We start from the raw sequence: 19,957 nt of genomic DNA on the forward strand, positions 1-19,957 counted from the left end.
CGTCGGTGGCTCAAAGGCGGCATCGCTCATGCGCCGCGTGGCGCGCCGAGCGGTCCATCGGCCGGTCCGGCCCCGTGCGAGCCTTTGAGGGAAGACGAGACCATGACGCCCGAGGAAATCACCGACCTGAACCGGGCGCGTGCCAGTCTGGCCCGGCAGCGCAGCGCCCTGTCGAAGCGCATCGGCGCCAGCGAACTCGCCGCCGCCTCGGCGGCGGAGGATCTAATGCGTATCCTGCTGGCCATCGAGGCCGTGGACCGGGCGCTGACCGATGCCGGCCAGCCCTACACACCGCCTATGGCCTGAGGTGAGACGCCAATGGACGACACGAAGGATTCCAACGGCACCAAGCTGGCCGATGGCGATTCGGTGACCCTGATCAAGGATCTCAAGGTGAAAGGCACCTCGACGACCTTGAAGCGCGGGACGCTGATCAAGAACATCCGCCTAACCGGTGATTCCGACGAGATCGAATGCAACGCCGAGAAGGTCAAAGGACTGGTGCTGAAGACGCAGTTCCTGAAGAAGGCCTGACGGCATCTTCCATGAATCCGCCGGACGATTCGCCCGGCGGGTGACGGATATCAGTCGCCCGTCACCGCGCTAGGCACACGGATGGGCGAGCGGGTCAGGCTGCGGATGGGCTTCAGGGGCCGGCCGGACTTCTCTGCGATGGCCCGGTCCTGCTCCTCGATGATCTCCCGAGCCGGCGCATCGCCGTCGAGGCCACCGAGGATCTCCATGGGGACGCGCCGGTTCGAGGCGCGGGACTCGTCCTCGTAGAGGACGTCGAACAGGACGGAGCCACGCTCCTGCGGTTTCGACTTCGTGCGCTTGGCCATGACGGAACGATGCTCGGACGATGGGAAGGGGATGGGCAAAAGCCAACGGCCACGGAGAGGCCGGAGGTGCGCGTACATCCGGCGTCACCCCAAACCGTCATCGTGGCCGTCTCCGGTCGAGCGACAGGAGTCGCGACCGGCATGACCCTCAAATGGGATCGCGGGAGGCGATTGGCAACCCGTCCGATCTCCGGCGCCACTTGGCACGCCGCATGCCGAGCGTCAGGATCACGCGCCGTGACAAGGGCGCGACTTCCGGGAGCCGGTATGACCGACAGACGACCATTGACCCGTTTCTCCGTCGCGCCCCTGAGTACCATGACCCGGCACCTCGCGGCGGTGGCCTCCGGGCGAGCCGAGCCCGACCGTGTCCTCACCGGTGCGCGCCTGCTCTCGACCTATTCCGAGCGCGTCCTGCTCGACCGCGAGGTGTGGATCGCTGGCGGGCGGATCGCGGCCGTGATGCCGGCGGGCACCTACCGGGGCGCGGCCGAGCGCGTCGACCTCGGCGGCGGCCTGCTGGCACCGGGCCTCGTCGATCCGCACCTGCACATCGAGAGCAGCATGGTGACGGCCTGCGCCTACGCGGAGGCGGCGCTTCTCAACGGGACCACCACCATCGTGTGCGACAGCCACGAGATCGGCAACGTGCTCGACGTGGACGGCATCGCGTGGATGCTGGAGGACGCCCGCCAGGCTCCGCTCAACATCTACCTCACGGTGCCCAGCACCGTGCCGGCGACGTCGCCCGCGCTCGAGACGGCCGGTGGTGACCTAACGGCGCAGAAGATTTCAGGCCTTTTCGACACTTGGCCGGAAGCGATCGGCTTGGGCGAAAAGATGGATTTCGTCGCCGTGTGCGAGGGCGATCCGCGCGCCCATGCCATCATCGCGGCATCCCTTGAGCGTGGACGCCCGGTCTCCGGCCACATCTACGGACGCGGCTTCGTCGCCGCTTACGCCGCCAGCGGCGTGACCGATACCCACGAAGCCATCGACCGGGACATCGCCGACGATCTTCTCGAGGCCGGCGTATGGATCTACCTGCGCGGCGGTCCGCCGACGACGCCGTGGCACAGCCTGCCAAAAGCCATCGGCACAGTGCTCGACTACGGCGCATCGGCCAAGCGCGTCTGCGTCTGTACCGACGACCGCGATGCACAGGACCTCCTGGCGTTCGGCCTCGATTGGGTCGTCCGCGAGGCCGTGCGCCTCGGCATCCCCAAAGCCCAAGCCTGGGCGATGGGGTCGCTTCATCCGGCGACCCGTTATGGCCTCGACGGCGAGATCGGCGGGCTCGGAGGCGGGCGGCGCGCCGACCTCGTGCTCCTCGACGACGATCTCGTTCCGCAAGCGACCTGGTACGGCGGGGAATGCGTGGTGAAGGACCGGGCGATCACCCAGCTCCTCGACGCGGCCCTTTCGGCCCCCTACCGCTATCCGGTCCCCGCCTACGCCACGGTGCACCTGCCCGATCCGCTGCCGGCCCTGACCCCCGCGCTCCCAACGGGCCCCGTCCGGGTCAACGCCATCCGTACCACGCTGCCGGGCATCGAACTCACCCACGAAGTGTTCGACCTCGCACCCGGCGCCGACTGGCCCGCGACGCTCGCCGACAACGATCTCACCTTCGTCACCGTGATCGAGCGTCACGGCCGGGCGGGCAACGTCGCGCACGGGCTCCTACGGGCGTTCGGGTTGAGGCGCGGCGCCGTGGCGAGCAGCGTCGGACACGATTCCCACAACATCATCGTCGCCGGCCTCGATCCGGTCGACATGCACGTGGCGCTCGATGCGATCCGCGGCATTCAGGGTGGGGTCTGCGTCGTTGAGGACGGCAGGGTCGTCGCCCTGGTACCCCTTCCGGTGGCCGGCCTCCTCTCCGACAAGCGCGTCACGGCGGTGGCCGAGGAGGTGCGTATCCTCAAGGAAGCCTGGATACGGGCGGGCTGCACCATCACGTACATGGGCTTCAACTTGATCCCACTTTCCGTAATTCCGGAAATCCGCATCACCGACAAGGGCCTCGTCCTCGTGCCCGGCATGCGGATCGTACCCCTGTTCGAGCCTGCCTGACCCGCGGGGCGCTTTTTTGCCGGCTCGGAAGGAACCGGGCTCGCGTATCAAAAGTTGTGAAAGCGGGTCTCAACAGCCTCGCTTCCTCCCAAGCCTCTCAACAGCCTGTTCGCCCCTCGCGGTGACGGGCTGCTTCTTTTTGGGCACTCATGCGTTGGGAGGCGGGGCCCGGTGATCGCCAGCCTCACGTCGATCGACGGCCCGTCCTCGGAGCGAACTCATGCGTAGCCTTCTCACCCTCGTCATCGTCGGCGCCATCGCGTTCATCCTCGTCGGCATGTACGTGGCGCCGTCGCAGCCCGAACTGCGAACCTGGTACCTGCGCAACGCCTGCGAGCATCTCGACAAGATGAGCCCGAAGATCTGCGCACCCATCCGTGACGGCGCCGGAACCGAACGCACCTGAGCGCTTTCATTCGCGCCCGCGACTGGCTGCTGCGCAACCGACGCACCGGCGCCCTTACCATCGGGCAATGGCCGAACGCCCCGCTCTCGATCTTCGCGATTTGTGCAAGCGCCGACTGGGCCCTGGCCCCGGAGGGACCGGCCGGGACGATCCTTCGCGGCGTCGGCACGGTGGCACTGGTCGTCTGGGCAGCGGATGAGCTGGCGCGCGGCGTCAATCCCTTGCGCCGCATCCTGGGAGCCGGAGTGCTCACCGTCCTCGCGGCGCGCTGGATCGTTGGCGCGGTAGGATAGGACGCGTTCCGTGCGCAGGCTGCGTTTGCCCGCTTGCGGTGCGACGCAGGGCGCCTATCATCGGACTCCTGGATGCGAAACGAGGCGATACGGATGGCCTTCTTCATCGGAATAGCCTGCCCCTGGCTGGTGGTCGCCTTCCTCGATCTCATGGCGCTCAATCGAAGCCGGGACTTGGCTGCCGCCGCAGAGTAGGCGGCCTTCGCGAAAGGCCGCTGCGTCGCCGGGGGGCGTTGCCCTTCCGCTGAGCCCCGTTTACCTCCCCGGTCACAGGTGACAGCCGCCGGGTGGCGGGGCGGGATCGCGCGATGACGAGCAAGACTACAACCGGCCGCGAGAACGAACAACGCGCCGTGCGCGCCTGGCTCTACGTGCTGGCCGCCCTGGTGGTCTGTATGGTGGCCGTCGGCGGCACGACGCGTCTGACCGGCTCCGGACTGTCCATCACCGAGTGGCGCCCCGTCACCGGCGCCGTTCCCCCACTCTCGGCCGAGGCCTGGACGGCGGAGTTCGAGAAGTACAAGGACACCCCGCAATACCGCATCCTCAACCAGGGGATGGGCCTGTCCGATTTCAAGACGATCTACGCCTGGGAATGGGGGCACCGGCTCCTCGGACGCTTCGTGGGTCTTGCGTTCTTCCTACCGCTGCTGTGGTTCTGGTGGCGCGGCGCCCTGAGCCGTCGCCTCAGTCTCGGGCTCCTCGGGCTTGGCATCCTCGGCGGCCTGCAGGGCGCCATCGGCTGGATCATGGTCGCCTCCGGCCTGCAGCCCGGCATGACGGCGGTGGCACCGCTCAAGCTCGCCCTGCACCTCACCACCGCGAGCCTGATCCTCGCAGGCCTCGTCTGGCTCGCCGCGGGCCTGCGCACCGTGCCCGCTTCCCCGGTTCCGGTCCGGCTCGCCCGCACGGCTGTCGCCATCATGGTCCTGGTCCTGGCGCAGATCTTCCTCGGCGGTCTCGTGGCCGGCTCGAAAGCCGGGCTCGTCTACAACACCTGGCCGGGCATGGATGGCGCCTTCGCACCACCCCTGGCCGACCTGTTCGCCGTCCGGCCGTGGATCGAGAACTTCGTCGACAACCATGCCCTGGTGCAGCTCAATCACCGCCTCGTCGCCTACCTGCTCTTCGCGGCGGCGGTGATCCATGCGTTCGACGCCCGTCGGACGCTGCCGGGCAGCGGCACGGCACGGCGCGCCACGGGTGTGGCCGGCCTCGTCCTGGCGCAGGCCGTCCTTGGGGTGACGACCCTGCTCCTGGCCGTACCGCTCTGGGCGGGCCTCGCCCATCAGGTCTTCGCCATGGTGGTGCTGATGATGGCCACGGTGCATGCGCGCCTCAGCCCCGGCGCGACGGTGCAGCCAACCTGTTCGGATGCGACACCGGCGTTCGGTTTCGAAACCTTGTCCGGCCGCACGGCCTGAATCGGCGCACCGGATTTCAATCCTGGCCGGCGCGCGCTTCGTGACGCCGCACACGCGCGCCGACGGATGTCCCTTTTCATCGAGGTCCGCAGGCCGCATCTCTGGGACGAGCGAGTTTATTGCATCGCAGCGAACTCAGTCGGCACCTGGACGTTGTTCACGGTGCAGCGCCTGAGATCACGCGTTTCGCCCCACACGACCATAAAGGATCAAGACGGCATGACGCTTGGTACACCCGTGTCGAACCGGACCGACGTGAGCAGGACTGCAGAGACCGGATCGCCTCGGCCCCAGGAAACCGTCACTCGGCGCCGACCGCGCGATCGACATACCCGCCGCATCGTCTTCGGTCTTGCCAGCATGCTTGGAGTCGCCTGGGCCCTCGTGATCGCGAGCCGCTATCCCGACATCCTGCCAGGTCTCCTTCCGGGCTGATCCGGCGTCCGGATCTGCCGCAATCGTGCGCAATCCTGTGGAGGACACACGCTCGGTAGTTTTCCGCGGGAACGCTTCGAGCGGTCCAAGCGTAGCTTTCCCATGAACAGACGGAGCGGAACACTTCGGAGTCGGCAATGTTCCTGGCAGAGGACGGGCGCCCCGCGGGGCTGATCTGGAACTACACCCGGCGGGAGATTCTGGCCGACGGGCTCGTCCACCTCCTCGGCGTCGCCCTCGGTCTCGCCGGGGCCATCGCGATCGTGATTCTCGCCGCACTGGCACCGTTAGCGGCGGTCGATCAGGCAGCCGTCGTCGTCTACGCCGCCGCTCTCGTCTCGATGCTCGGTGTCTCGGCCACCTACAACATGTGGCCCGTCGGTCGCCGCAAATGGCTCCTGCGCCGCGCCGACCACGCGCTGATCTATCTCATGATCGCCGGAACCTACACGCCCCTCGTGGCCTTGGTCGGCGCTGGCGGGACCGCGTGGAGCCTTCTTGCGGGCGTGTGGCTGGTGGCCGGCCTCGGCATCGCCCTCAAACTGACGATGCCCGGCCGGTTCGACCGCGCCGCCATCGGGCTCTACCTGCTTCTTGGTTGGAGCGGGCTCGCGGCGTATGACTCGGTGATTGCGCAGCTCCAGCCGGATGCCCTGTGGCTCCTGGCCGCCGGGGGGCTGCTCTATTCCTTCGGCGTCGTATTCCACGTCTGGCGCAGCCTGCCTTACCAGAACGCCATCTGGCACGCCTTCGTTCTGGCGGCCACGGCCTGCCACTACGGCACGGTCCTGACCACCGTGCTCAACGCAGGCGCCTGATCGAACGCTAAGTGAGCACGATCTACTTGCCGGCGCAGAGGCCACGATCGGCAAGGGACGAGTGGTCCCGCGGATCGCAGTCCGTGGCAAGGAACGACGCCCATTCGGCCGTGGTGCCGTAGAAGGCGTTGCGATCGACGTCCCCGCGCACCCCCGGCACCCGGCCGGTGGAGGTGAACTGCCACAGCATCCATTTGCGCTTGGCGAAGCGGTGTTCGGGCTCGGCCGCCGTGGAGCGGACCCAGTGCGGGTAATCCGGCAGTTCGTCCTCGAGGACATCCTTGTGGAAGGTGATGTCCGTGTAGATGATCGGTCGCTTGCCCGTGTAACGCTCCATCTCGTCGAGCATGTAGCGGATCATCGCCAGGGCCTGCGCCTTGGGCAGCTTCTTCGGGCAGAGCTGAGAATGGCCGTTCCACTCGACGTCGAGGACCGGGGGGAGGGCGGTGGGATCGGACGGGACGTTTTTCTTGAACCACGCCATCTGATCCTGGGCTGAGCGGCACCAGAACACGAAGTGGTAGGCGCCGCGCGGCACGCCGGCGCGGGCCGCCCCGTCCCAGTTGGCGCGGAACCGCTCATCGACATGATCGCCGCCCTCGGTCGCCTTGATGAAGGCGAACTGGGTGCCGGCGGCGCGCACGGAGGTCCAGTCGATGGGCCCCTGCCACTTCGAGATGTCGATGCCCTGGATAGGATGCTGCTTGGCTCGGGCGACACCCGGATGGGGCTTCACATCGCCCTTGGTCGGGTAGAAATCCGTCGACGTCCCGGAGCAGGCGGCGAGGGCCGCGACGAGCGCGGCGCCGGCTACGCGGGCCGTCCAGCCGCCGAGGCCCACTTTGCCGTTGCGGTTGCGAAAGAGGGTCGGGGCAGTCCCGTTCGTCAGCGACATCGATGCCCGGCCCATCACTTTCCACGCACGCAACATTGGCTAGGGATGCCGGTGCGCGGTTAACAGAGCTTTGACGGCAATGCGGCGGTTTTCGGGAAGCCGTGGCGGCGTAGACACATACGCCGCAGGCGAGGTGATTGGCAGCACTGGCGCCCGCAGCATAAGTCTCGGTTGCAGTTCGCCTTTTATCCAGGAGTCCGGATGCGCAAGACTGTGTTCACCATCGGCTACGAAGGCCTCGATCCGGAGCGCTTCACCATGGCGCTAACGGATGCGGGCGTCGGTACACTGGCCGACGTGCGCGCCGTCGCAAATTCCCGCAAGCGCGGTTTCTCCAAGAACGCGCTCAACGCGGGTTTGCACGCGGCGGGCTTGGCCTACGATCACGCCCGAACCCTCGGCACCCCGAAAGCCGGGCGGCAGGCGGCACGGGCGGACGATGCCGCGCTCATGCGGAAGATCTACTGCGAAGAGGTCCTCGACACCGCCGATGGCAGCCTCGCCCTCGACGCCTTGTGCGACCTCGCCGTCCGCAGCCCGACCTGCCTCATGTGCTTCGAGCGCGACCCGGCGCGCTGCCACCGTCGGGTCCTCGCCGAGCGCATGGAGGCTCGGGGTTTCATCACCGTCGACCTGTTCGGTGCCGAGATCTGAAAGGAGATCAGACGATGCCGCCATCCGGCGACGGCCAGGATTTGCCGAGATGCGCCGCGACGGCGCCGGGGTCCTGACCGACGGTCGCGACGGCAGTCTCGATCTCTTCGACCGGTACCTCGAAGTACCGGGCCCAATAGGCTCGCGTCCATGGCTCGGTGACGTTCACCGTCCTGGGGGCGTACGGATCAGGCGTCTGGTTGCCGGTCATCGGTGGTCCCTGGTCATGAACGTCGAGCGGTCCGGGACCAACGCTTGGCGCGACGTCACGGTTCGCAGAAGAGCAGGACTCATGCGCTCGAACGCAGTGAGCTTTGACATCCAGCGCGAGGGGGCCGGATATCGACCCACTTCTCCGGCTCGGTTCCTCACGCGCGCCACCAAGGACCCACTCGAACGGCGATTCTCAAAGAGGACAACAAGCGGGGGCATGTATTTCTGCCGTCCGCGAACCAATACGAGTTCCGGTGCGTTTACCGCCCAACGCAAACATAGGGACGAAACGCATCATGCGCACGAAGACATTCGCTATCGCCACGTCGATGATCCTGTCGCTGACGGGAGCCGCCTTCGCCCAGACTGCGGCAGGAGGCGGAAGCGCCACCGGCAACATGAACAACCCCGGTAGCGTGAAGAGCAATGGGGAGAAGACGGACGAGCGCATGACTGGCTCCGCCACCGGCGGCACCACGGGCACCGTCGGCAGCCCCCCCGGCCGCGAAGGCGGTGCGGGCAACATGGGCGGCGGCACTGGCACCAGCTCCAACACCGGCGTCGGTATGGGTGCGGCTGGCAATTCGCAGGGTCCGCGCCAGTAGGAAGGCTTTCGCGGAACGCCCGGTCACAGCCGGTCCTTCCGTGAGTTCGATGGGTGCGCCTGCAGTTTTGCACGACTCATCATAGAGGCCCGATCCCCGGGTCGGACATCCAAGGTCGGAGCTCTGCTCCGGCCTTTTTCGTTTTGGACCGTATCGCCAGGACATTCGTCCAAGCGGGAATCGGCAAAGGCATTTACGACCTGGACGTCATCGCTATCACGACGCTGTCCGAACCCGGCGCTGCTCGGACGCACGAGCTACTGCGGGTGATCACCTGGGCTCGGCCAATGAGATCGGGGCGCGAGATTGACTCAGACGTCCGGCAGGCCCCGCGCGAAGCACGGTCATCGAGCACAATGTCTGCCGATCAGAAACAGAACTTCGTTCTGCAAGCCGAGGTTGGCGGATGAACCGTCGCCAAACCTCCGAAGTCTCATGCACCAACACAAATGTGTTGGTGCGGCCAAGAGGACTCGAACCTCCACCCCTTGCAGGACTAGCACCTCAAGCTAGCGCGTCTACCAATTCCGCCATGGCCGCATCGTCGTCACCATCGTCTCGGAGCCGGCCGGTTAAGGCGTGGCGTCCGTTTCGTCTGGCGCGGCGCAGCAACTAGCAGATGGATCTGGAGCCGACAAGCGGGTTCGGAGGAAATTGCGGGTTCAGAGGAAAATGCGGGTTCAGAGGAAATCGACGCCGTCGAGCACCGGAACTGCGCCTTCGCCGATGGTGACGCCGGGCAGGCGCACGACTTCGGCCTTCCGGATCAGCTCGGTGACCTCGACGGAGATGCGGTTTCCCGTCACCACGATCTGTCCGCGCGCGATCGGGTGGTCGTTGGCCAGAATCTCGACCATATCGGTTTCGGTGGATTCGAGTTCGATCACCGCGCCGCGTCCCATGCGCAGCAGGAGGTGCAGGGGCATGTGCCGCCGCCCGAGCACCACCGTGAGATCGACCTTGAGGTCTTCGAGAACCGCCACGCGACCCGTTCCTTGCCCGTGGGACCGGCCGCGACACCCGCACCCATCCCCGGAGCCGACTGTCCATGCGTGATGGTGAAGTCTTGGTAAACGAAACCCGACCCATCCCGCGCCTCGCCGTCCCATCGGGGGACTTTTTCGCGACGCCGGGCTCACCGCCCATCGAATGGCGAGTCAGCGACGGGCTCGTCCCGTATACGCAGGCGGTGGCCATCATGGAGACGCGGGCCGCCGACATCGCCGCCGGGCGAGCGCCGGAGTGCGTGTGGCTCCTCGAGCATCCACCGCTCTACACGGCCGGCACGTCGGCGCGGGCGGCCGACCTCGTCGATCCGGGACGGTTCCCCGTCCATCGCAGCGGCCGGGGCGGGCAATACACCTATCATGGCCCCGGCCAGCGGGTGGCTTACGTGATGCTCGACCTCAACCGGCGGCGCGCGGACCTGCGCGCCTACGTGGCCGCCCTGGAGGCCTGGATCATCGCCACGCTGGAGGCCTTCAACGTGCGCGGCGAGCGTCGCGAAGACCGCGTCGGCGTCTGGGTGCGCCGACCCGAGAAGGGGCAAGGGAACGGCGACGGGGTCGAGGACAAGATCGCCGCCATCGGCATCCGCGTCCGACGCTGGGTCAGCTTCCACGGCATCAGCCTTAACGTGGAACCGGACCTCAGCCATTTTTCCGGCATCGTGCCGTGCGGCATCACCGGTCACGGCGTCACCAGCCTCGTCGATCTCGGCAGCCTCGTGACCCTGCCGGAGGTGGACATGCAGCTGCGCGCGCAGTTCGAGGCAATCTTCGGGACCACGGAAATGAAGGATTAGACCACCGGCACGCCGCGCCCCTTGGCCTGCTCACCGGGCTCCACGTGGATGACCACGACAGCCCCCTCGATGGCGCCCTCGATCGCCGCTTCCAGGCGGTCGCAGATCTGGTGGGAGTCCCGCACGGTCATCTCGCCCGGCACCACGAGGTGAAAGTCGATGAAGGTGGCCTGGCCCGCGTGGCGGGTGCGCACGTCATGGGCCTCCAGGGCGCCCTCCCCGTGGATCGAGATCAGCTCACGAATCTGGGTGACCATCTCCGCCGGGGCCGCACGATCGAGGAGGCCGCTCACGGAGTCGCGCACCATGGTCCAGCCCGACCAAAGGATGTTGAGGGCGACGAGCCCGGCGATGACGGGATCGAGTACCACCGCTCCGGTCAGGAGGACGAGGCCGAGGCCGATGAGGACGCCGAGCGAGGTGACCACGTCGGCCATGACATGCCGCGCATCGGCTACGAGGGCGGGAGAGCGCCAGGCCTTGCCGCGCCCGAGCAGGTAGACGGCCCACACGCCGTTGATCGCCGTCGCCACCCCGTTCACGGCCAAACCCAGGAATGGGGCGTCGAGGGGCTTCGGGTCGAGGATGCCGTGGAAGGACTCACGCAGGATCAGCATCGCCGCCGCAATGATGAGCGCCCCCTCGATGACGGCGGAAAAGTACTCGGCCTTGTGGTGGCCGTACGGGTGGTCGTCATCGGCGGGGCGCGCGGCCACCCGCAGGGCCACGAAGGCGAAGGCCGCAGCCACCACGTTGATGATGCTCTCGAGGGCATCCGAGTAGAGCGCGAGGCTGCCCGTCAGGGCGAAGGCCGCAAACTTGAGGCCCGTGACGAGGGTGCCGATGCCGGCACTCGCCAATGCGGCTTTCTGGGTGCGGTCCATAAAGCGAGTCCCGAGGTCCGATGACCTCGCCTTTAGCGGCCCTGGGCTGCGCAAGGCCACGGCAAAGGTTGAACCCGCCGCTGAACGATTGAGGCCCGGCTATGCCGCTCCGCCCTCACGCGCTCGGCGCGCGATCCTCGTTCGCGGCCTCGGGCGGAGCGGTCACGATAGGCTGGTCGCGTGCGGCTTCACGTCCGGCGCTGCGGGCGGCCTGTGCACGGGCACGCTCGGCCTTGCGTGCGTAGCCCCGGGCGATCCAGCCCCAGCGCGCCGCAGCTGACAGGGCATCCAGGCGCCGCGCCTCACGCTCCCAGTAGGTCAGCAACTGGTGGTCCAAGGTGACGCGCCGGCGTGGTGCGCCGGACTTTGCGGAGGGCGTTGGCATCACGTTGACTCCCAGGGCGGCCGAAGGGCCGGATCGATCGCCAGAATCAGGCGGGCGGTGGGCTCGGGGGCTCCGAGGCAGCCTCGACGAGAAGCGCGTCGGGTTCGTCACGGAATCCGGAGCCGCCGGCATCGGCCACGGGAGAACCCGGTGTCCCGAACGGGCGACTCGGATAGGCCGCGCTGAATTTATCTCGGGCGGCTTGCGGATCGTCGGCCTTCAGGGTGATGCTGGGGCTGTCGGGAAGGGGCCAGCGCGGATCGGCGGGATCGCGGGGGCGCAATGCGTACCAGGCCATTCGGGGATCAGCTCCTGTCGGCACCCGCCCCGTTCACGCGCGGGTTGCAGGAATGAACCGGTGCGCTGCCTAGCGGTTCCCGCTCCGCGAAGCCGGAGGCCATTGATCCGGCGGGGTAAACCGTGCTGTTGGCGCGCCATGCGCGTCGATCTGTTTGATTTCGAGTTGCCGGAGGCGAACATCGCCCTGCGGCCCCCGACTCCACGCGACGCGGGCCGCCTTCTCCTGGTGCGACCGGGCGAAGCGTTGGCCGATCGGGCGGTGCGCGACCTTCCCGGCCTCCTGCGGGCCGGCGACGCCCTGGTGTTCAACGACACCCGCGTGATTCCGGCCCGGCTCCACGGCATCCGCCACCGCCCGGGGGCCCCGGGCCTGCGGATGGAGGCGATGCTCCATCTGCGTGAAGCGGCCGATACCTGGCGCGCCTTCGCCCGGCCCGCCAAGCGCCTCACCCCCGGCGACCGGGTGGTGTTCGGCAGGCATGGGATGAGCGACCCATGCAACCTCGGCGGCCTCGACGCGACCATCGCGCGGAAAGGCGACGCCGGTGAGATCACCCTGCGCTTCGACCTCTCCGGTCCGGCCCTGGACGCGGCCATCGCCGCAACGGGTGATCTGCCGCTGCCGCCCTACATCGCCGGCAAGCGCCCCACCGATGCGCAGGACGCCACCGACTATCAGACCGTCTACGCCGATCAGCCCGGCGCGGTGGCCGCCCCGACGGCCGGGCTGCATTTCTCGGAGGCGCTTCTTGGCGCCCTCGACGCCGCCGGTATCCGCCGCCACACGGTGACCCTGCATGTGGGGGCGGGCACCTTTCTGCCCGTGAAGGCCGACGACACCGACGACCACCGCATGCATGCGGAGATCGGCATTCTCTCGGCGGACACGGCGGAGGCCCTCAACCGGACCCGCGCGTCCGGCGGGCGCATCGTGGCGGTGGGCACCACGGCCCTGCGCCTCCTCGAGAGCGCCGCCGACGCCGAGGGACGCCTCCACCCGTTCTCAGGCCCCACGGAAATCTTTATCACTCCGGGCAAACCCATCCGATCCGTCGACGCCCTCATGACGAACTTTCACCTGCCGCGCTCGACTCTGTTCATGCTGGTCTCGGCGTTCTCGGGGCTCGAGACCATGCGGGCGGCCTACGCGCACGCGATCGCCCGCGGGTACCGGTTCTACTCGTACGGGGATTCGAGCCTGCTGTTTCCGGCCGGGCGTTAGGGCGTCACCCGCGGCGGCGGCGCGCCGCCTGCCCATCCGGCCGATCCGGTGCTAAAGGGCGCCGATGTCCGATCCGTCACCGTCCACCCTCCCGCAAGACTTCACCTTCCGGGTGGATGCCACCGACGGGTCCGCGCGCACCGGCGCCATCAGCATGCCGCGCGGAACCATCCGGACACCGGCCTTCATGCCCGTCGGTACGGCCGCCACCGTGAAGGCGATGTATCCCGGCCAGGTCCGCGACCTTGGGGCCGATGTGGTACTCGGCAACACCTATCACCTCATGCTGCGCCCCGGCCCCGAGCGCATGGCGCGGCTGGGCGGCCTTCATCACTTTATGAACTGGCCCCACCCCATCCTCACGGATTCCGGCGGGTTCCAGGTGATGTCGCTCTCGGCCCTGCGGAAGCTCGACGAGGAGGGCGTCACCTTCCGCTCGCACGTCGATGGATCGACCCACCACATGAGCCCCGAGCGGTCCATCGAGATCCAGGGTCTGCTCGGCTCCGACATCCAGATGCAGCTCGACGAGTGCGTGCGCCTGCCCGCCGACCACACGACCATCGAGAAGGCCATGCATCTGTCCCTGCGCTGGGCCGAGCGCTGCCGAATCCAGTTCGGCGAGCAGCCCGGTAAGGCGATGTTCGGGATCGTCCAGGGCGGCGATGTTCCGGCGCTACGCACGGAGAGCGCCCGTGCCTTGGTGGAACTCGACCTCAAGGGCTACGCCATCGGCGGCCTCGCGGTCGGGGAGCCGCAAGAGGTCATGCTGGCGATGATCGAGACGGTGGCGCCACACCTGCCGGACGCCAAGCCCCGATACCTCATGGGTGTCGGCACTCCCGACGACCTCATGCGATCGGTCTCGCGCGGCATCGACATGTTCGACTGCGTAATGCCGACGCGGGCCGGACGCCACGGCCTCGCCTATACCCGCCACGGCCGGATCAACCTGCGCAACGCCCGCCACGGCGAGGACAACCGTCCGCTGGACGAGACCTCGTCCTGCCCTGCGGCACGGGACTACAGCCGCGCCTACCTTCACCATCTCGTCCGCACGGACGAGATTCTGGGGATGATGCTGCTGACCTGGAACAATCTGTCCTACTATCAGGACCTCATGGCCGGGATGCGCGCCGCCATCGCGCACGGGCGCCTGGCGGAGTTCTGCGACGAGACCCGGCAGGCCTGGGCGAGGGCCGAGGCCGAGCGCGCGGCATGAACCGCCCTCAGGGGCGAGACAGCACACGGTAGAACCCGTCCGGATCGTCCGCACCCGTCGCGACGGCAGTCCCCAGGGCGGTGACGATGCGTGCCGCGATGGACAGCCGGTAGTGCAAGGCATCCCAGTAATTCGTGTCCCGCGTCGTCACCGGCGAGGAAATGCGAAAGTCCACGACGCTGGTTCCGCGCCGGGCGCCGATCTCGGCCACACGCGCCTTGCAGGCGGCCTCGCGCGCCCCCTTGGACGTGCCGGGCAATCCCTGCGCTGCGACGTGAACCGGCATGAAGGCGACGACCTTGCGTGTCTCCGGCGGCATCCCGCCCAAAAGATCGTCGAGCCAAGCGAGGGCCGGCATGGGCGCCTCGACGGGATCGAGGGGCGGATCCGCCGGGGCCGCCTCGGGCATTGCCGCGCCGCCGCCGTGAATGTGGGTAGCGGCGCGCTTGGCGTCGTAGGTCGCTTCGGGCGGGGTGAAGACGGCGTAGCCGTCCGCCCGAAGGCGCGCCGGCAGGCCCGCCCAGCGGTGCAACGCCACCCGGGCGGCGGTGGCGAGACTCTGCCCATTGACCTGCCGCAGGAATCCCCACGGGGTCCCCTCGGCATAGAGCCAGGCCGGGAACGGCCGGAAGGTGAGGCGCTTCGTGTCCGCGTCGGCCGCGCACCAGTTGGCGTCGAGGCCGAACACCACAGATTTCGGACTCACGCGGCGCAGGAACACCCGGGCGATGGCCGCCTGCTCGAACGGGGTCGCGGCGTTCATGGCGAAATTGGCGAAACGCCCGCCGAGCACCGGCTCGAGTTGCTCGGGATCGAGGAGCCGTGACGTTGAGGAGCCGAACACCGCCGCGTCATAGAGGCCACTGCGGGCGATCTGCGGATACATGAAACGCTGGTTGCCATCCATCAATGGCCCCGGTGCCCGACCCGGCGCGACGCGCAGGCCGTAGGGATCGAACACCGCGACGAGCCCGATCACCCCGAGCCCGAACGCTGCCACGGACAGCCCGAACCCACGCACGAACCCGCGCCATTGCCCCGCCGTCCAATCCCTCGCCACCTCGCCCATCACATCCCGGCCGCTTGTCCCACGCGAAGCCGGTTTGACGCGGTTGACCCCCACCCGTCGAGCCCCTATTGCGGGCGTCGCTTCCCGACGGTTTCAGGCTCGAGAGCCACCGCCATGGACGCGAGCGCGTAGCTCAGCTGGTAGAGCAACGGACTTTTAATCTGTAGGTCTTGGGTTCGAACCCCAACGCGCTCACCACACATTCCATTTGCGATACATCTTTTGAGCCGCCGGCCATCGGCGTGGAACGGGCGTCGCCGCTCGTCGAACCCTCAATGGCATGAACACTTGGACGTTCACGCCACCCGGCTTGGCAGGCAACTGTCGCTGTCGCCGCTCCCGTTCGGCGGCCGGCCGTGATGCGGATGAGGGGCTGGAAGCGACCCCGCGTAGCCTGGCTTTCAGCGCGATACGGCGCCGACCATCGGCCCCAATGGCCGACTGAGATCGGAGCGGTTCATGGACGGCGCGTAGAGGCTCGACACGCTGCCGTCGAGGAACAGGGCGTTGCGGCAGCTCAAGTCATCCTTGAACAGGCGCGCGAACGCACCGAAGCTCACGGGGCGTTCCGAAATGGCGAAGACCGCCGTGCGGCCCTCGTCGCGCACACCGACGCCGTTGCGGATTTTCTGGCTCGGCCCGTCGCTGGAGATCTTGGGGTGGATATGCCCGTCCACCACCAGCATCGGCCCCGACTGCGTTGCGAAATCCGGCTTCGGGTTCACCCGGAGGTAACGGGTGGTGTCGAGGACACCGGCCCGGTCGCCCTTCACGTAGAAGACCCCGTTGGGTTTGAGGTGGAAGTTGCCCGGGCCGCTAGCGGTTGAAACGCCCTTCAGTTCGCGCCCCTCCTCCACATAGAGCCCCACGGGCGCCTGGTCCTTATCGTACATGCCGGCATTCATGGCGAAGCGTAAGGACGGTCCCTGCTTGTCGCCGAGGGTCGAGAGCGACGAGTAGGGCTGTCCGTCCGCCCCGCGCCAGAACAATCGCACCTTGTCCCGGCGCAGATCGACGGTGCAGACCGTGTAGGTCTCGCCTTCCGCCTGGACCGGACGGCACGGCGCCGGCGCCGGAGCGGCGAGGACCGGCCCGACGAAGGTCAGGCATGCGGCGAGGGCGGGTGCGATCCACCACGGCATCCTGACGGCGGCATCCTGAGTTTCGAGACCGTACATCGCGATGGCCTTGCGGAGGGATGGGGGCAGAACGCGCTTCCTCGCCCGAAAGCGGATCGGTTTTCAAGCGTGCCGTCGTCGACGGGCATCGTCCTGCCGGTCCTTCACGTTTGCGGCAAGACCGGTCGATCCCTGAACCGTTGCGTGCATCGCTGCGTTTATGTGCCGTTGGGGGACGTTCGAATATCTCTCGGAGAGTGTGAGATGAAACGAGTGGTTCTGGCCTCGGCGGCCATGATCGGCGCGCTCGCGATGCTTCCCGCCACGGCGGAGGCCCGTGGCGGCTTCGGAGGTGGTGGGTTCCGCGGTGGTGGTTTCCATGGCGGCGGCTTCGGCGGTGGCGGATTCCGGGGCGGCTTCGGTGGAGGCGGTTTCCGGGGTGGATTCGGCGGCTATCGCGGCGTGGGCTTCGGCGGCTACCGGGGCGGTTTCGGGGGCTATCGCGGTGGCTTCTACGGCCACCGGGGCGGTTTCTACGGCGGTCGCGGCTTCGGTCGCGGCTACGGCTACGGGCTCGGAGGCCTCGGACTCGGGGTGGGTCTCGGCCTCGCGGCGGGCGGACTCTACGGCGGGTACGGCCCGGGCTATGGTTACGGCTATGGCGGCGGCTACGCACCCGTGGGGTACGGCGGGTACGATTACGGCTACGGCGGCGGATGCTACACTGTCCCGCGCGTGCGCTGGACGCCTTACGGTTACCGCCGGGTGTTGGTGGAGCGTTGCTTCTGAACGACCGTCATCATGGATGAACACCGGGGGCCGCCTTGCGCGGCCCCTTTTTCGTCTCAGCGCCCGATCTCACCCCGGCGCTTCGCCTCGTCTCGACGCATGGGCATGGCGTCGATGGTGGAGAACAACGCCTCGACCGGCAGCGGCTCAGCCGCAATACGCTTGGCTTCGCCGTCCTTGCCGACGAGGACCACCCGGAACGTGTCCGGCGGAAGCTTCAGGGATTCGCGCAGGCGCCGGGCCGGGGCTTCCGCACCCACGGCTTCCAGCACCACGAGGTCCCGTGCCCGCAGCGCGTCGGGCAGGGCCGCCAGGGCGGCTCGCTGGGCCAGCAGGCGGGAATCATCAGTGGCGGGCGCCGAAATCACAACGACCCGATGCGCCCAACGATGGGCCCCCAGGGGATCGTCCGCGGCGCGCGCGCCGGTGCCCGCCAGGAATACCGCCATCGTCAGCAAGAATCCGCGTATCATCGTGCCCTCCCAGGATACGGGTCAACGCACGGGAACGGCCCACGAACTCTATCCGAAATTGCTTTTCGGACGCGCGTACCAATCTGCGACCCATACCCGATCCGTAGGAGCCCGACCATGACCACCGCGAGTCCCATGAACCGCCGTATCGTCCTGGCCGCCCGCCCTCACGGCGAGCCCAACGAGAACCATTTCCGCCTGGAGGAAGGCCGGGTGCCGACGCCGCGTGATGGCGAAGTGCTGCTCGCCAACCGCTTCCTCTCCCTCGACCCTTACATGCGCGGGCGGATGAGCGCGGCGAAGTCCTACGCCGAGCCCGTGGCCATCGGCGACACCATGGTGGGTGCGACGGTGGCCGACGTCATCGCTTCGAACCATCCCGGGTTCGAGGTCGGCGAGACCGTGGTGGGCTTCGGCGGTTGGCAGGAGTTCTACACTTCCGACGGCGAGGGCCTGCGCAAGCTCGACCCCGCCGTGGCGCCCGTCAGCACGGCACTCGGCGTCCTCGGCATGCCGGGCATGACCGCCTATACGGGGCTTCTGAACATCGGTGCCCCGAAGCCCGGCGAGACCGTGGTGGTGGCCGCGGCCACCGGCCCGGTCGGCTCCCTCGTCGGGCAGATCGCCAAGCGGAAGGGCGCTCGTGCCGTCGGTGTCGCCGGGGGACCCGAGAAGTGTACCTACCTCATCGACACCCTCGGGTTCGACGCGGCCATCGACCACCGCGCCGACGACTTTCCCGACGCCCTCGCGGCCGCCTGTCCGGATGGCATCGACGTGTATTTCGAGAATGTCGGCGGTGCGGTCTTCGACGCCGTGCTGCCGCTCCTGAACACGTTCGCGCGCATCCCGGTCTGTGGCCTCGTATCGGGCTACAGCGCCACCGACCTGCCGCCCGGCCCCGACCGCATCCCGCTCCTCATGCGCGCGGTGCTGTCGAAGCGTCTCCGCCTGCAGGGCTTCATCGTCTGGGATTTCGCCGCCCAGGAGGCCGAGTTCCTGCGCGAAGTCGGCGGCTGGCTGAACCAGGGCGCCATCGTTCACCGCGAAGACATCGTGGAAGGCCTGGAAAACGCGCCGACCGCCTTTGCCGGGCTGCTCAAGGGCCGCAACTTCGGCAAGCTGCTCGTGAAGATCGCTTGATCGGACCAGGCGGCTCCTTGTCGACGAATTCGGACAAAGATAGAACATTCGTGGCGCGCGAGACGACGCGTGAGTCTCGGGGACAACCCGTCTGCCGACGATTGCCGGCGCTCCCAACTGGGCCCATGACAGGCGACGCCGACGCGTGCGGCCCGTCACCGGGCCGGGCTTCGCCCGGCGCGCGGTGAGATCGATCGAGAGGAGAGAGCGGCATGGCCGGCAGCGTGAACAAGGTGATTCTGGTGGGCAACCTCGGGCGCGATCCCGAGACGCGGCGCCTCGCCTCCGGCGATCCCGTCGTCAACCTGCGTATCGCCACATCGGAGTCCTGGAAGGACAAGATGTCGGGCGAGCGTAAGGAGAAGACCGAGTGGCACGCGGTGGTGATCTACAACGAGAACCTCGCCCGGGTCGCCGAGCAGTACCTGCGCAAGGGCTCGAAGGTCTACATCGAGGGCCAACTCCAGACTCGCAAATGGGCCGACCAGTCCGGCGTTGAGAAGTACACCACCGAGGTGGTGCTTCAGCGCTTCCGTGGTGAACTCACGTTGCTGGACGGCCGCTCAGGCGGCGGCGCCGGCGGCGAGATGGGCGCCGACGAGGAGGGCGGCGGCCAGATCAGCCGTGGCGGCGATTTCGGTGGCGGTGGCGGCGAGTACGGCGGAGGTGGCGGCGGTCGGTCCTCCGGCGGCGGGCGTCCTTCGGGCGGCGGCGACCGGCGGCCGGCCCCCTCGAGCGGCGGCGGTGGCGGTTCGAAGCCGAACTACGACCTCGACGACGACATCCCGTTCTAGCTTTCACAGGATAGGGCGCGGCACCGAAGGGTGTCGCGCCCTTCTCGATTCCTCCGAAGCGTCGCCCGTTTCAACGAGCGCCGGCAGAGTGGG

At 67.9% G+C, this 19,957-nt stretch carries 24 protein-coding genes and 2 tRNA genes; 15 read left to right on the forward strand and 11 right to left on the reverse strand.

The window, feature by feature from the left end:
• Nucleotides 1–102: 102 nt before the first annotated feature.
• Both FV218_RS02425 and FV218_RS02430 read left to right on the forward strand, forming a co-directional pair.
• The gene (locus FV218_RS02425) at nucleotides 103–306 is read left to right on the forward strand and encodes a hypothetical protein (RefSeq protein ID WP_147708568.1); all 204 of its coding nucleotides are present in this window, start codon (nucleotides 103–105) and stop codon (nucleotides 304–306) included.
• Nucleotides 307–318: 12 nt separating this feature from the next.
• On the forward strand, nucleotides 319–534 hold the full coding sequence (locus FV218_RS02430) for an alkylphosphonate utilization protein (RefSeq protein WP_147708569.1): 216 nt from the start codon (nucleotides 319–321) through the stop codon (nucleotides 532–534).
• 50 nt (nucleotides 535–584) lie between these two features.
• On the opposite strand, the gene FV218_RS02435 is transcribed toward FV218_RS02430, so the two are convergent.
• Nucleotides 585–842 carry a hypothetical protein gene (locus tag FV218_RS02435; protein WP_056086082.1) on the reverse strand — a complete coding sequence of 86 codons (258 nt, stop codon included), beginning with the start codon at nucleotides 840–842 and terminating at the stop codon, nucleotides 585–587.
• Between the two features lie 267 nt (nucleotides 843–1,109).
• On the opposite strand from FV218_RS02435, the gene FV218_RS02440 reads away from it, so the two are divergent.
• The 4 genes from FV218_RS02440 (at nucleotide 1,110) to FV218_RS02465 (ending at nucleotide 6,294) form a co-directional block, all read left to right on the forward strand.
• Nucleotides 1,110–2,918: an adenine deaminase C-terminal domain-containing protein gene (locus FV218_RS02440; RefSeq protein WP_147708570.1), complete on the forward strand. Its 1,809-nt coding sequence runs from the start codon at nucleotides 1,110–1,112 to the stop codon at nucleotides 2,916–2,918.
• A 220-nt stretch (nucleotides 2,919–3,138) separates the two neighbouring features.
• Nucleotides 3,139–3,324 (forward strand): hypothetical protein, encoded by a 186-nt coding sequence (locus tag FV218_RS02445; protein ID WP_056086077.1) that lies wholly within the window; start codon nucleotides 3,139–3,141, stop codon nucleotides 3,322–3,324.
• A gap of 601 nt (nucleotides 3,325–3,925) precedes the next feature.
• Nucleotides 3,926–5,041, forward strand: a complete 1,116-nt coding sequence (locus FV218_RS02455; RefSeq protein ID WP_147708571.1) for a COX15/CtaA family protein — start codon at nucleotides 3,926–3,928, stop codon at nucleotides 5,039–5,041.
• 572 nt (nucleotides 5,042–5,613) lie between these two features.
• Nucleotides 5,614–6,294 carry a hemolysin III family protein gene (locus FV218_RS02465; RefSeq protein WP_147708573.1) on the forward strand — a complete coding sequence of 227 codons (681 nt, stop codon included), beginning with the start codon at nucleotides 5,614–5,616 and terminating at the stop codon, nucleotides 6,292–6,294.
• A 22-nt stretch (nucleotides 6,295–6,316) separates the two neighbouring features.
• On the opposite strand, the gene FV218_RS02470 is transcribed toward FV218_RS02465, so the two are convergent.
• Nucleotides 6,317–7,189: a GH25 family lysozyme gene (locus FV218_RS02470; RefSeq protein ID WP_147708574.1), complete on the reverse strand. Its 873-nt coding sequence runs from the start codon at nucleotides 7,187–7,189 to the stop codon at nucleotides 6,317–6,319.
• A gap of 201 nt (nucleotides 7,190–7,390) precedes the next feature.
• On the opposite strand from FV218_RS02470, the gene FV218_RS02475 reads away from it, so the two are divergent.
• Nucleotides 7,391–7,843, forward strand: coding sequence for a DUF488 domain-containing protein (locus tag FV218_RS02475; protein ID WP_147708575.1), 453 nt, complete (start codon nucleotides 7,391–7,393; stop codon nucleotides 7,841–7,843).
• A 7-nt stretch (nucleotides 7,844–7,850) separates the two neighbouring features.
• Here the strand turns inward: FV218_RS02475 and FV218_RS02480 are convergent, their stop codons facing one another.
• A complete protein-coding gene (locus FV218_RS02480) occupies nucleotides 7,851–8,054 on the reverse strand; it encodes a DUF3606 domain-containing protein (RefSeq protein WP_147708576.1) in 204 nt (67 codons plus the stop codon).
• Nucleotides 8,055–8,352: 298 nt separating this feature from the next.
• Between FV218_RS02480 and FV218_RS02485 the strand changes: the two genes are divergently transcribed.
• A complete protein-coding gene (locus FV218_RS02485) occupies nucleotides 8,353–8,661 on the forward strand; it encodes a hypothetical protein (protein ID WP_147708577.1) in 309 nt (102 codons plus the stop codon).
• A 455-nt stretch (nucleotides 8,662–9,116) separates the two neighbouring features.
• Here the strand turns inward: FV218_RS02485 and FV218_RS02490 are convergent.
• A tRNA-Leu gene (locus FV218_RS02490) sits at nucleotides 9,117–9,201 on the reverse strand.
• A gap of 140 nt (nucleotides 9,202–9,341) precedes the next feature.
• On the reverse strand, nucleotides 9,342–9,644 hold the full coding sequence (locus FV218_RS02495) for a FliM/FliN family flagellar motor switch protein (protein ID WP_056086060.1): 303 nt from the start codon (nucleotides 9,642–9,644) through the stop codon (nucleotides 9,342–9,344).
• Nucleotides 9,645–9,727: 83 nt separating this feature from the next.
• On the opposite strand from FV218_RS02495, the gene lipB reads away from it, so the two are divergent.
• Nucleotides 9,728–10,465: a lipoyl(octanoyl) transferase LipB gene (gene lipB / locus FV218_RS02500; RefSeq protein ID WP_246684959.1), complete on the forward strand. Its 738-nt coding sequence runs from the start codon at nucleotides 9,728–9,730 to the stop codon at nucleotides 10,463–10,465.
• On the opposite strand, the gene FV218_RS02505 is transcribed toward lipB, so the two are convergent.
• From FV218_RS02505 to FV218_RS02515, 3 genes are all read right to left on the reverse strand, one after another.
• Nucleotides 10,462–11,349 (reverse strand): cation diffusion facilitator family transporter, encoded by an 888-nt coding sequence (locus FV218_RS02505; protein WP_147708579.1) that lies wholly within the window; start codon nucleotides 11,347–11,349, stop codon nucleotides 10,462–10,464. The two genes, lipB and FV218_RS02505, sit on opposite strands and share 4 nt — an antisense overlap.
• 115 nt (nucleotides 11,350–11,464) lie before the next feature.
• Nucleotides 11,465–11,734 (reverse strand): hypothetical protein, encoded by a 270-nt coding sequence (locus tag FV218_RS02510; RefSeq protein WP_147708580.1) that lies wholly within the window; start codon nucleotides 11,732–11,734, stop codon nucleotides 11,465–11,467.
• A gap of 46 nt (nucleotides 11,735–11,780) precedes the next feature.
• Nucleotides 11,781–12,032 carry a hypothetical protein gene (locus FV218_RS02515; protein WP_082475919.1) on the reverse strand — a complete coding sequence of 84 codons (252 nt, stop codon included), beginning with the start codon at nucleotides 12,030–12,032 and terminating at the stop codon, nucleotides 11,781–11,783.
• Nucleotides 12,033–12,170: 138 nt separating this feature from the next.
• Here FV218_RS02515 and queA point away from each other — a divergent pair, with 138 nt between their 5' ends.
• Together queA and tgt are read left to right on the forward strand one after the other, a co-directional pair.
• Entirely contained in the window at nucleotides 12,171–13,256 is a 1,086-nt protein-coding gene (gene queA, locus FV218_RS02520) for a tRNA preQ1(34) S-adenosylmethionine ribosyltransferase-isomerase QueA (protein WP_147708581.1), read from the forward strand.
• Between the two features lie 64 nt (nucleotides 13,257–13,320).
• Nucleotides 13,321–14,478: a tRNA guanosine(34) transglycosylase Tgt gene (gene tgt, locus FV218_RS02525; protein ID WP_056086049.1), complete on the forward strand. Its 1,158-nt coding sequence runs from the start codon at nucleotides 13,321–13,323 to the stop codon at nucleotides 14,476–14,478.
• A 7-nt stretch (nucleotides 14,479–14,485) separates the two neighbouring features.
• Here the strand turns inward: tgt and FV218_RS02530 are convergent, their stop codons facing one another.
• Complete coding sequence (locus FV218_RS02530; RefSeq protein ID WP_246684964.1) at nucleotides 14,486–15,484, reverse strand: hypothetical protein; 999 nt, start codon at nucleotides 15,482–15,484, stop codon at nucleotides 14,486–14,488.
• Between the two features lie 185 nt (nucleotides 15,485–15,669).
• On the opposite strand from FV218_RS02530, the gene FV218_RS02535 reads away from it, so the two are divergent.
• Nucleotides 15,670–15,745: transfer RNA gene (locus FV218_RS02535), tRNA-Lys, on the forward strand.
• A 203-nt stretch (nucleotides 15,746–15,948) separates the two neighbouring features.
• On the opposite strand, the gene FV218_RS02540 is transcribed toward FV218_RS02535, so the two are convergent.
• Nucleotides 15,949–16,689, reverse strand: a complete 741-nt coding sequence (locus FV218_RS02540) for a phosphodiester glycosidase family protein (RefSeq protein WP_147708613.1) — start codon at nucleotides 16,687–16,689, stop codon at nucleotides 15,949–15,951.
• 240 nt (nucleotides 16,690–16,929) lie between these two features.
• On the opposite strand from FV218_RS02540, the gene FV218_RS02545 reads away from it, so the two are divergent.
• Nucleotides 16,930–17,454 carry a hypothetical protein gene (locus FV218_RS02545; protein ID WP_147708583.1) on the forward strand — a complete coding sequence of 175 codons (525 nt, stop codon included), beginning with the start codon at nucleotides 16,930–16,932 and terminating at the stop codon, nucleotides 17,452–17,454.
• Between the two features lie 56 nt (nucleotides 17,455–17,510).
• On the opposite strand, the gene FV218_RS02550 is transcribed toward FV218_RS02545, so the two are convergent.
• A complete protein-coding gene (locus FV218_RS02550; RefSeq protein WP_244474851.1) occupies nucleotides 17,511–17,903 on the reverse strand; it encodes a DUF4174 domain-containing protein in 393 nt (130 codons plus the stop codon).
• Between the two features lie 141 nt (nucleotides 17,904–18,044).
• Between FV218_RS02550 and FV218_RS02555 the strand changes: the two genes are divergently transcribed.
• Both FV218_RS02555 and ssb read left to right on the forward strand, forming a co-directional pair.
• On the forward strand, nucleotides 18,045–19,070 hold the full coding sequence (locus FV218_RS02555; protein ID WP_147708584.1) for an NADP-dependent oxidoreductase: 1,026 nt from the start codon (nucleotides 18,045–18,047) through the stop codon (nucleotides 19,068–19,070).
• Nucleotides 19,071–19,282: 212 nt separating this feature from the next.
• Nucleotides 19,283–19,864 (forward strand): single-stranded DNA-binding protein, encoded by a 582-nt coding sequence (gene ssb / locus FV218_RS02560; protein ID WP_147708585.1) that lies wholly within the window; start codon nucleotides 19,283–19,285, stop codon nucleotides 19,862–19,864.
• The last annotated feature ends 93 nt before the right edge of the window (nucleotides 19,865–19,957 follow it).

Source organism: Methylobacterium sp. WL69 (assembly GCF_008039485.1).
Lineage (GTDB): Bacteria > Pseudomonadota > Alphaproteobacteria > Rhizobiales > Beijerinckiaceae > Methylobacterium.

Bases quoted from the DNA above. Each gene is read 5' to 3' on its own strand.
- FV218_RS02505 (WP_147708579.1), bottom strand. From the start codon at position 11,349: ATGGACCGCACCCAGAAAGCCGCATTGGCGAGTGCCGGCATCGGCACC.
- FV218_RS02550 (WP_244474851.1), bottom strand. From the start codon at position 17,903: ATGGCGGTATTCCTGGCGGGCACCGGCGCGCGCGCCGCGGACGATCCC.
- ssb (WP_147708585.1), top strand. From the start codon at position 19,283: ATGGCCGGCAGCGTGAACAAGGTGATTCTGGTGGGCAACCTCGGGCGC.
- FV218_RS02465 (WP_147708573.1), top strand. From the start codon at position 5,614: ATGTTCCTGGCAGAGGACGGGCGCCCCGCGGGGCTGATCTGGAACTAC.
- FV218_RS02455 (WP_147708571.1), top strand. From the start codon at position 3,926: ATGACGAGCAAGACTACAACCGGCCGCGAGAACGAACAACGCGCCGTG.
- FV218_RS02425 (WP_147708568.1), top strand. From the start codon at position 103: ATGACGCCCGAGGAAATCACCGACCTGAACCGGGCGCGTGCCAGTCTG.
- tgt (WP_056086049.1), top strand. From the start codon at position 13,321: ATGTCCGATCCGTCACCGTCCACCCTCCCGCAAGACTTCACCTTCCGG.
- FV218_RS02510 (WP_147708580.1), bottom strand. From the start codon at position 11,734: ATGCCAACGCCCTCCGCAAAGTCCGGCGCACCACGCCGGCGCGTCACC.
- FV218_RS02435 (WP_056086082.1), bottom strand. From the start codon at position 842: ATGGCCAAGCGCACGAAGTCGAAACCGCAGGAGCGTGGCTCCGTCCTG.
- FV218_RS02475 (WP_147708575.1), top strand. From the start codon at position 7,391: ATGCGCAAGACTGTGTTCACCATCGGCTACGAAGGCCTCGATCCGGAG.
- FV218_RS02485 (WP_147708577.1), top strand. From the start codon at position 8,353: ATGCGCACGAAGACATTCGCTATCGCCACGTCGATGATCCTGTCGCTG.
- FV218_RS02555 (WP_147708584.1), top strand. From the start codon at position 18,045: ATGACCACCGCGAGTCCCATGAACCGCCGTATCGTCCTGGCCGCCCGC.
- FV218_RS02470 (WP_147708574.1), bottom strand. From the start codon at position 7,189: ATGTCGCTGACGAACGGGACTGCCCCGACCCTCTTTCGCAACCGCAAC.
- FV218_RS02540 (WP_147708613.1), bottom strand. From the start codon at position 16,689: ATGCCGTGGTGGATCGCACCCGCCCTCGCCGCATGCCTGACCTTCGTC.
- FV218_RS02545 (WP_147708583.1), top strand. From the start codon at position 16,930: ATGAAACGAGTGGTTCTGGCCTCGGCGGCCATGATCGGCGCGCTCGCG.
- queA (WP_147708581.1), top strand. From the start codon at position 12,171: ATGCGCGTCGATCTGTTTGATTTCGAGTTGCCGGAGGCGAACATCGCC.
- FV218_RS02440 (WP_147708570.1), top strand. From the start codon at position 1,110: ATGACCGACAGACGACCATTGACCCGTTTCTCCGTCGCGCCCCTGAGT.
- FV218_RS02445 (WP_056086077.1), top strand. From the start codon at position 3,139: ATGCGTAGCCTTCTCACCCTCGTCATCGTCGGCGCCATCGCGTTCATC.
- FV218_RS02480 (WP_147708576.1), bottom strand. From the start codon at position 8,054: ATGACCGGCAACCAGACGCCTGATCCGTACGCCCCCAGGACGGTGAAC.
- FV218_RS02515 (WP_082475919.1), bottom strand. From the start codon at position 12,032: ATGGCCTGGTACGCATTGCGCCCCCGCGATCCCGCCGATCCGCGCTGG.
- FV218_RS02430 (WP_147708569.1), top strand. From the start codon at position 319: ATGGACGACACGAAGGATTCCAACGGCACCAAGCTGGCCGATGGCGAT.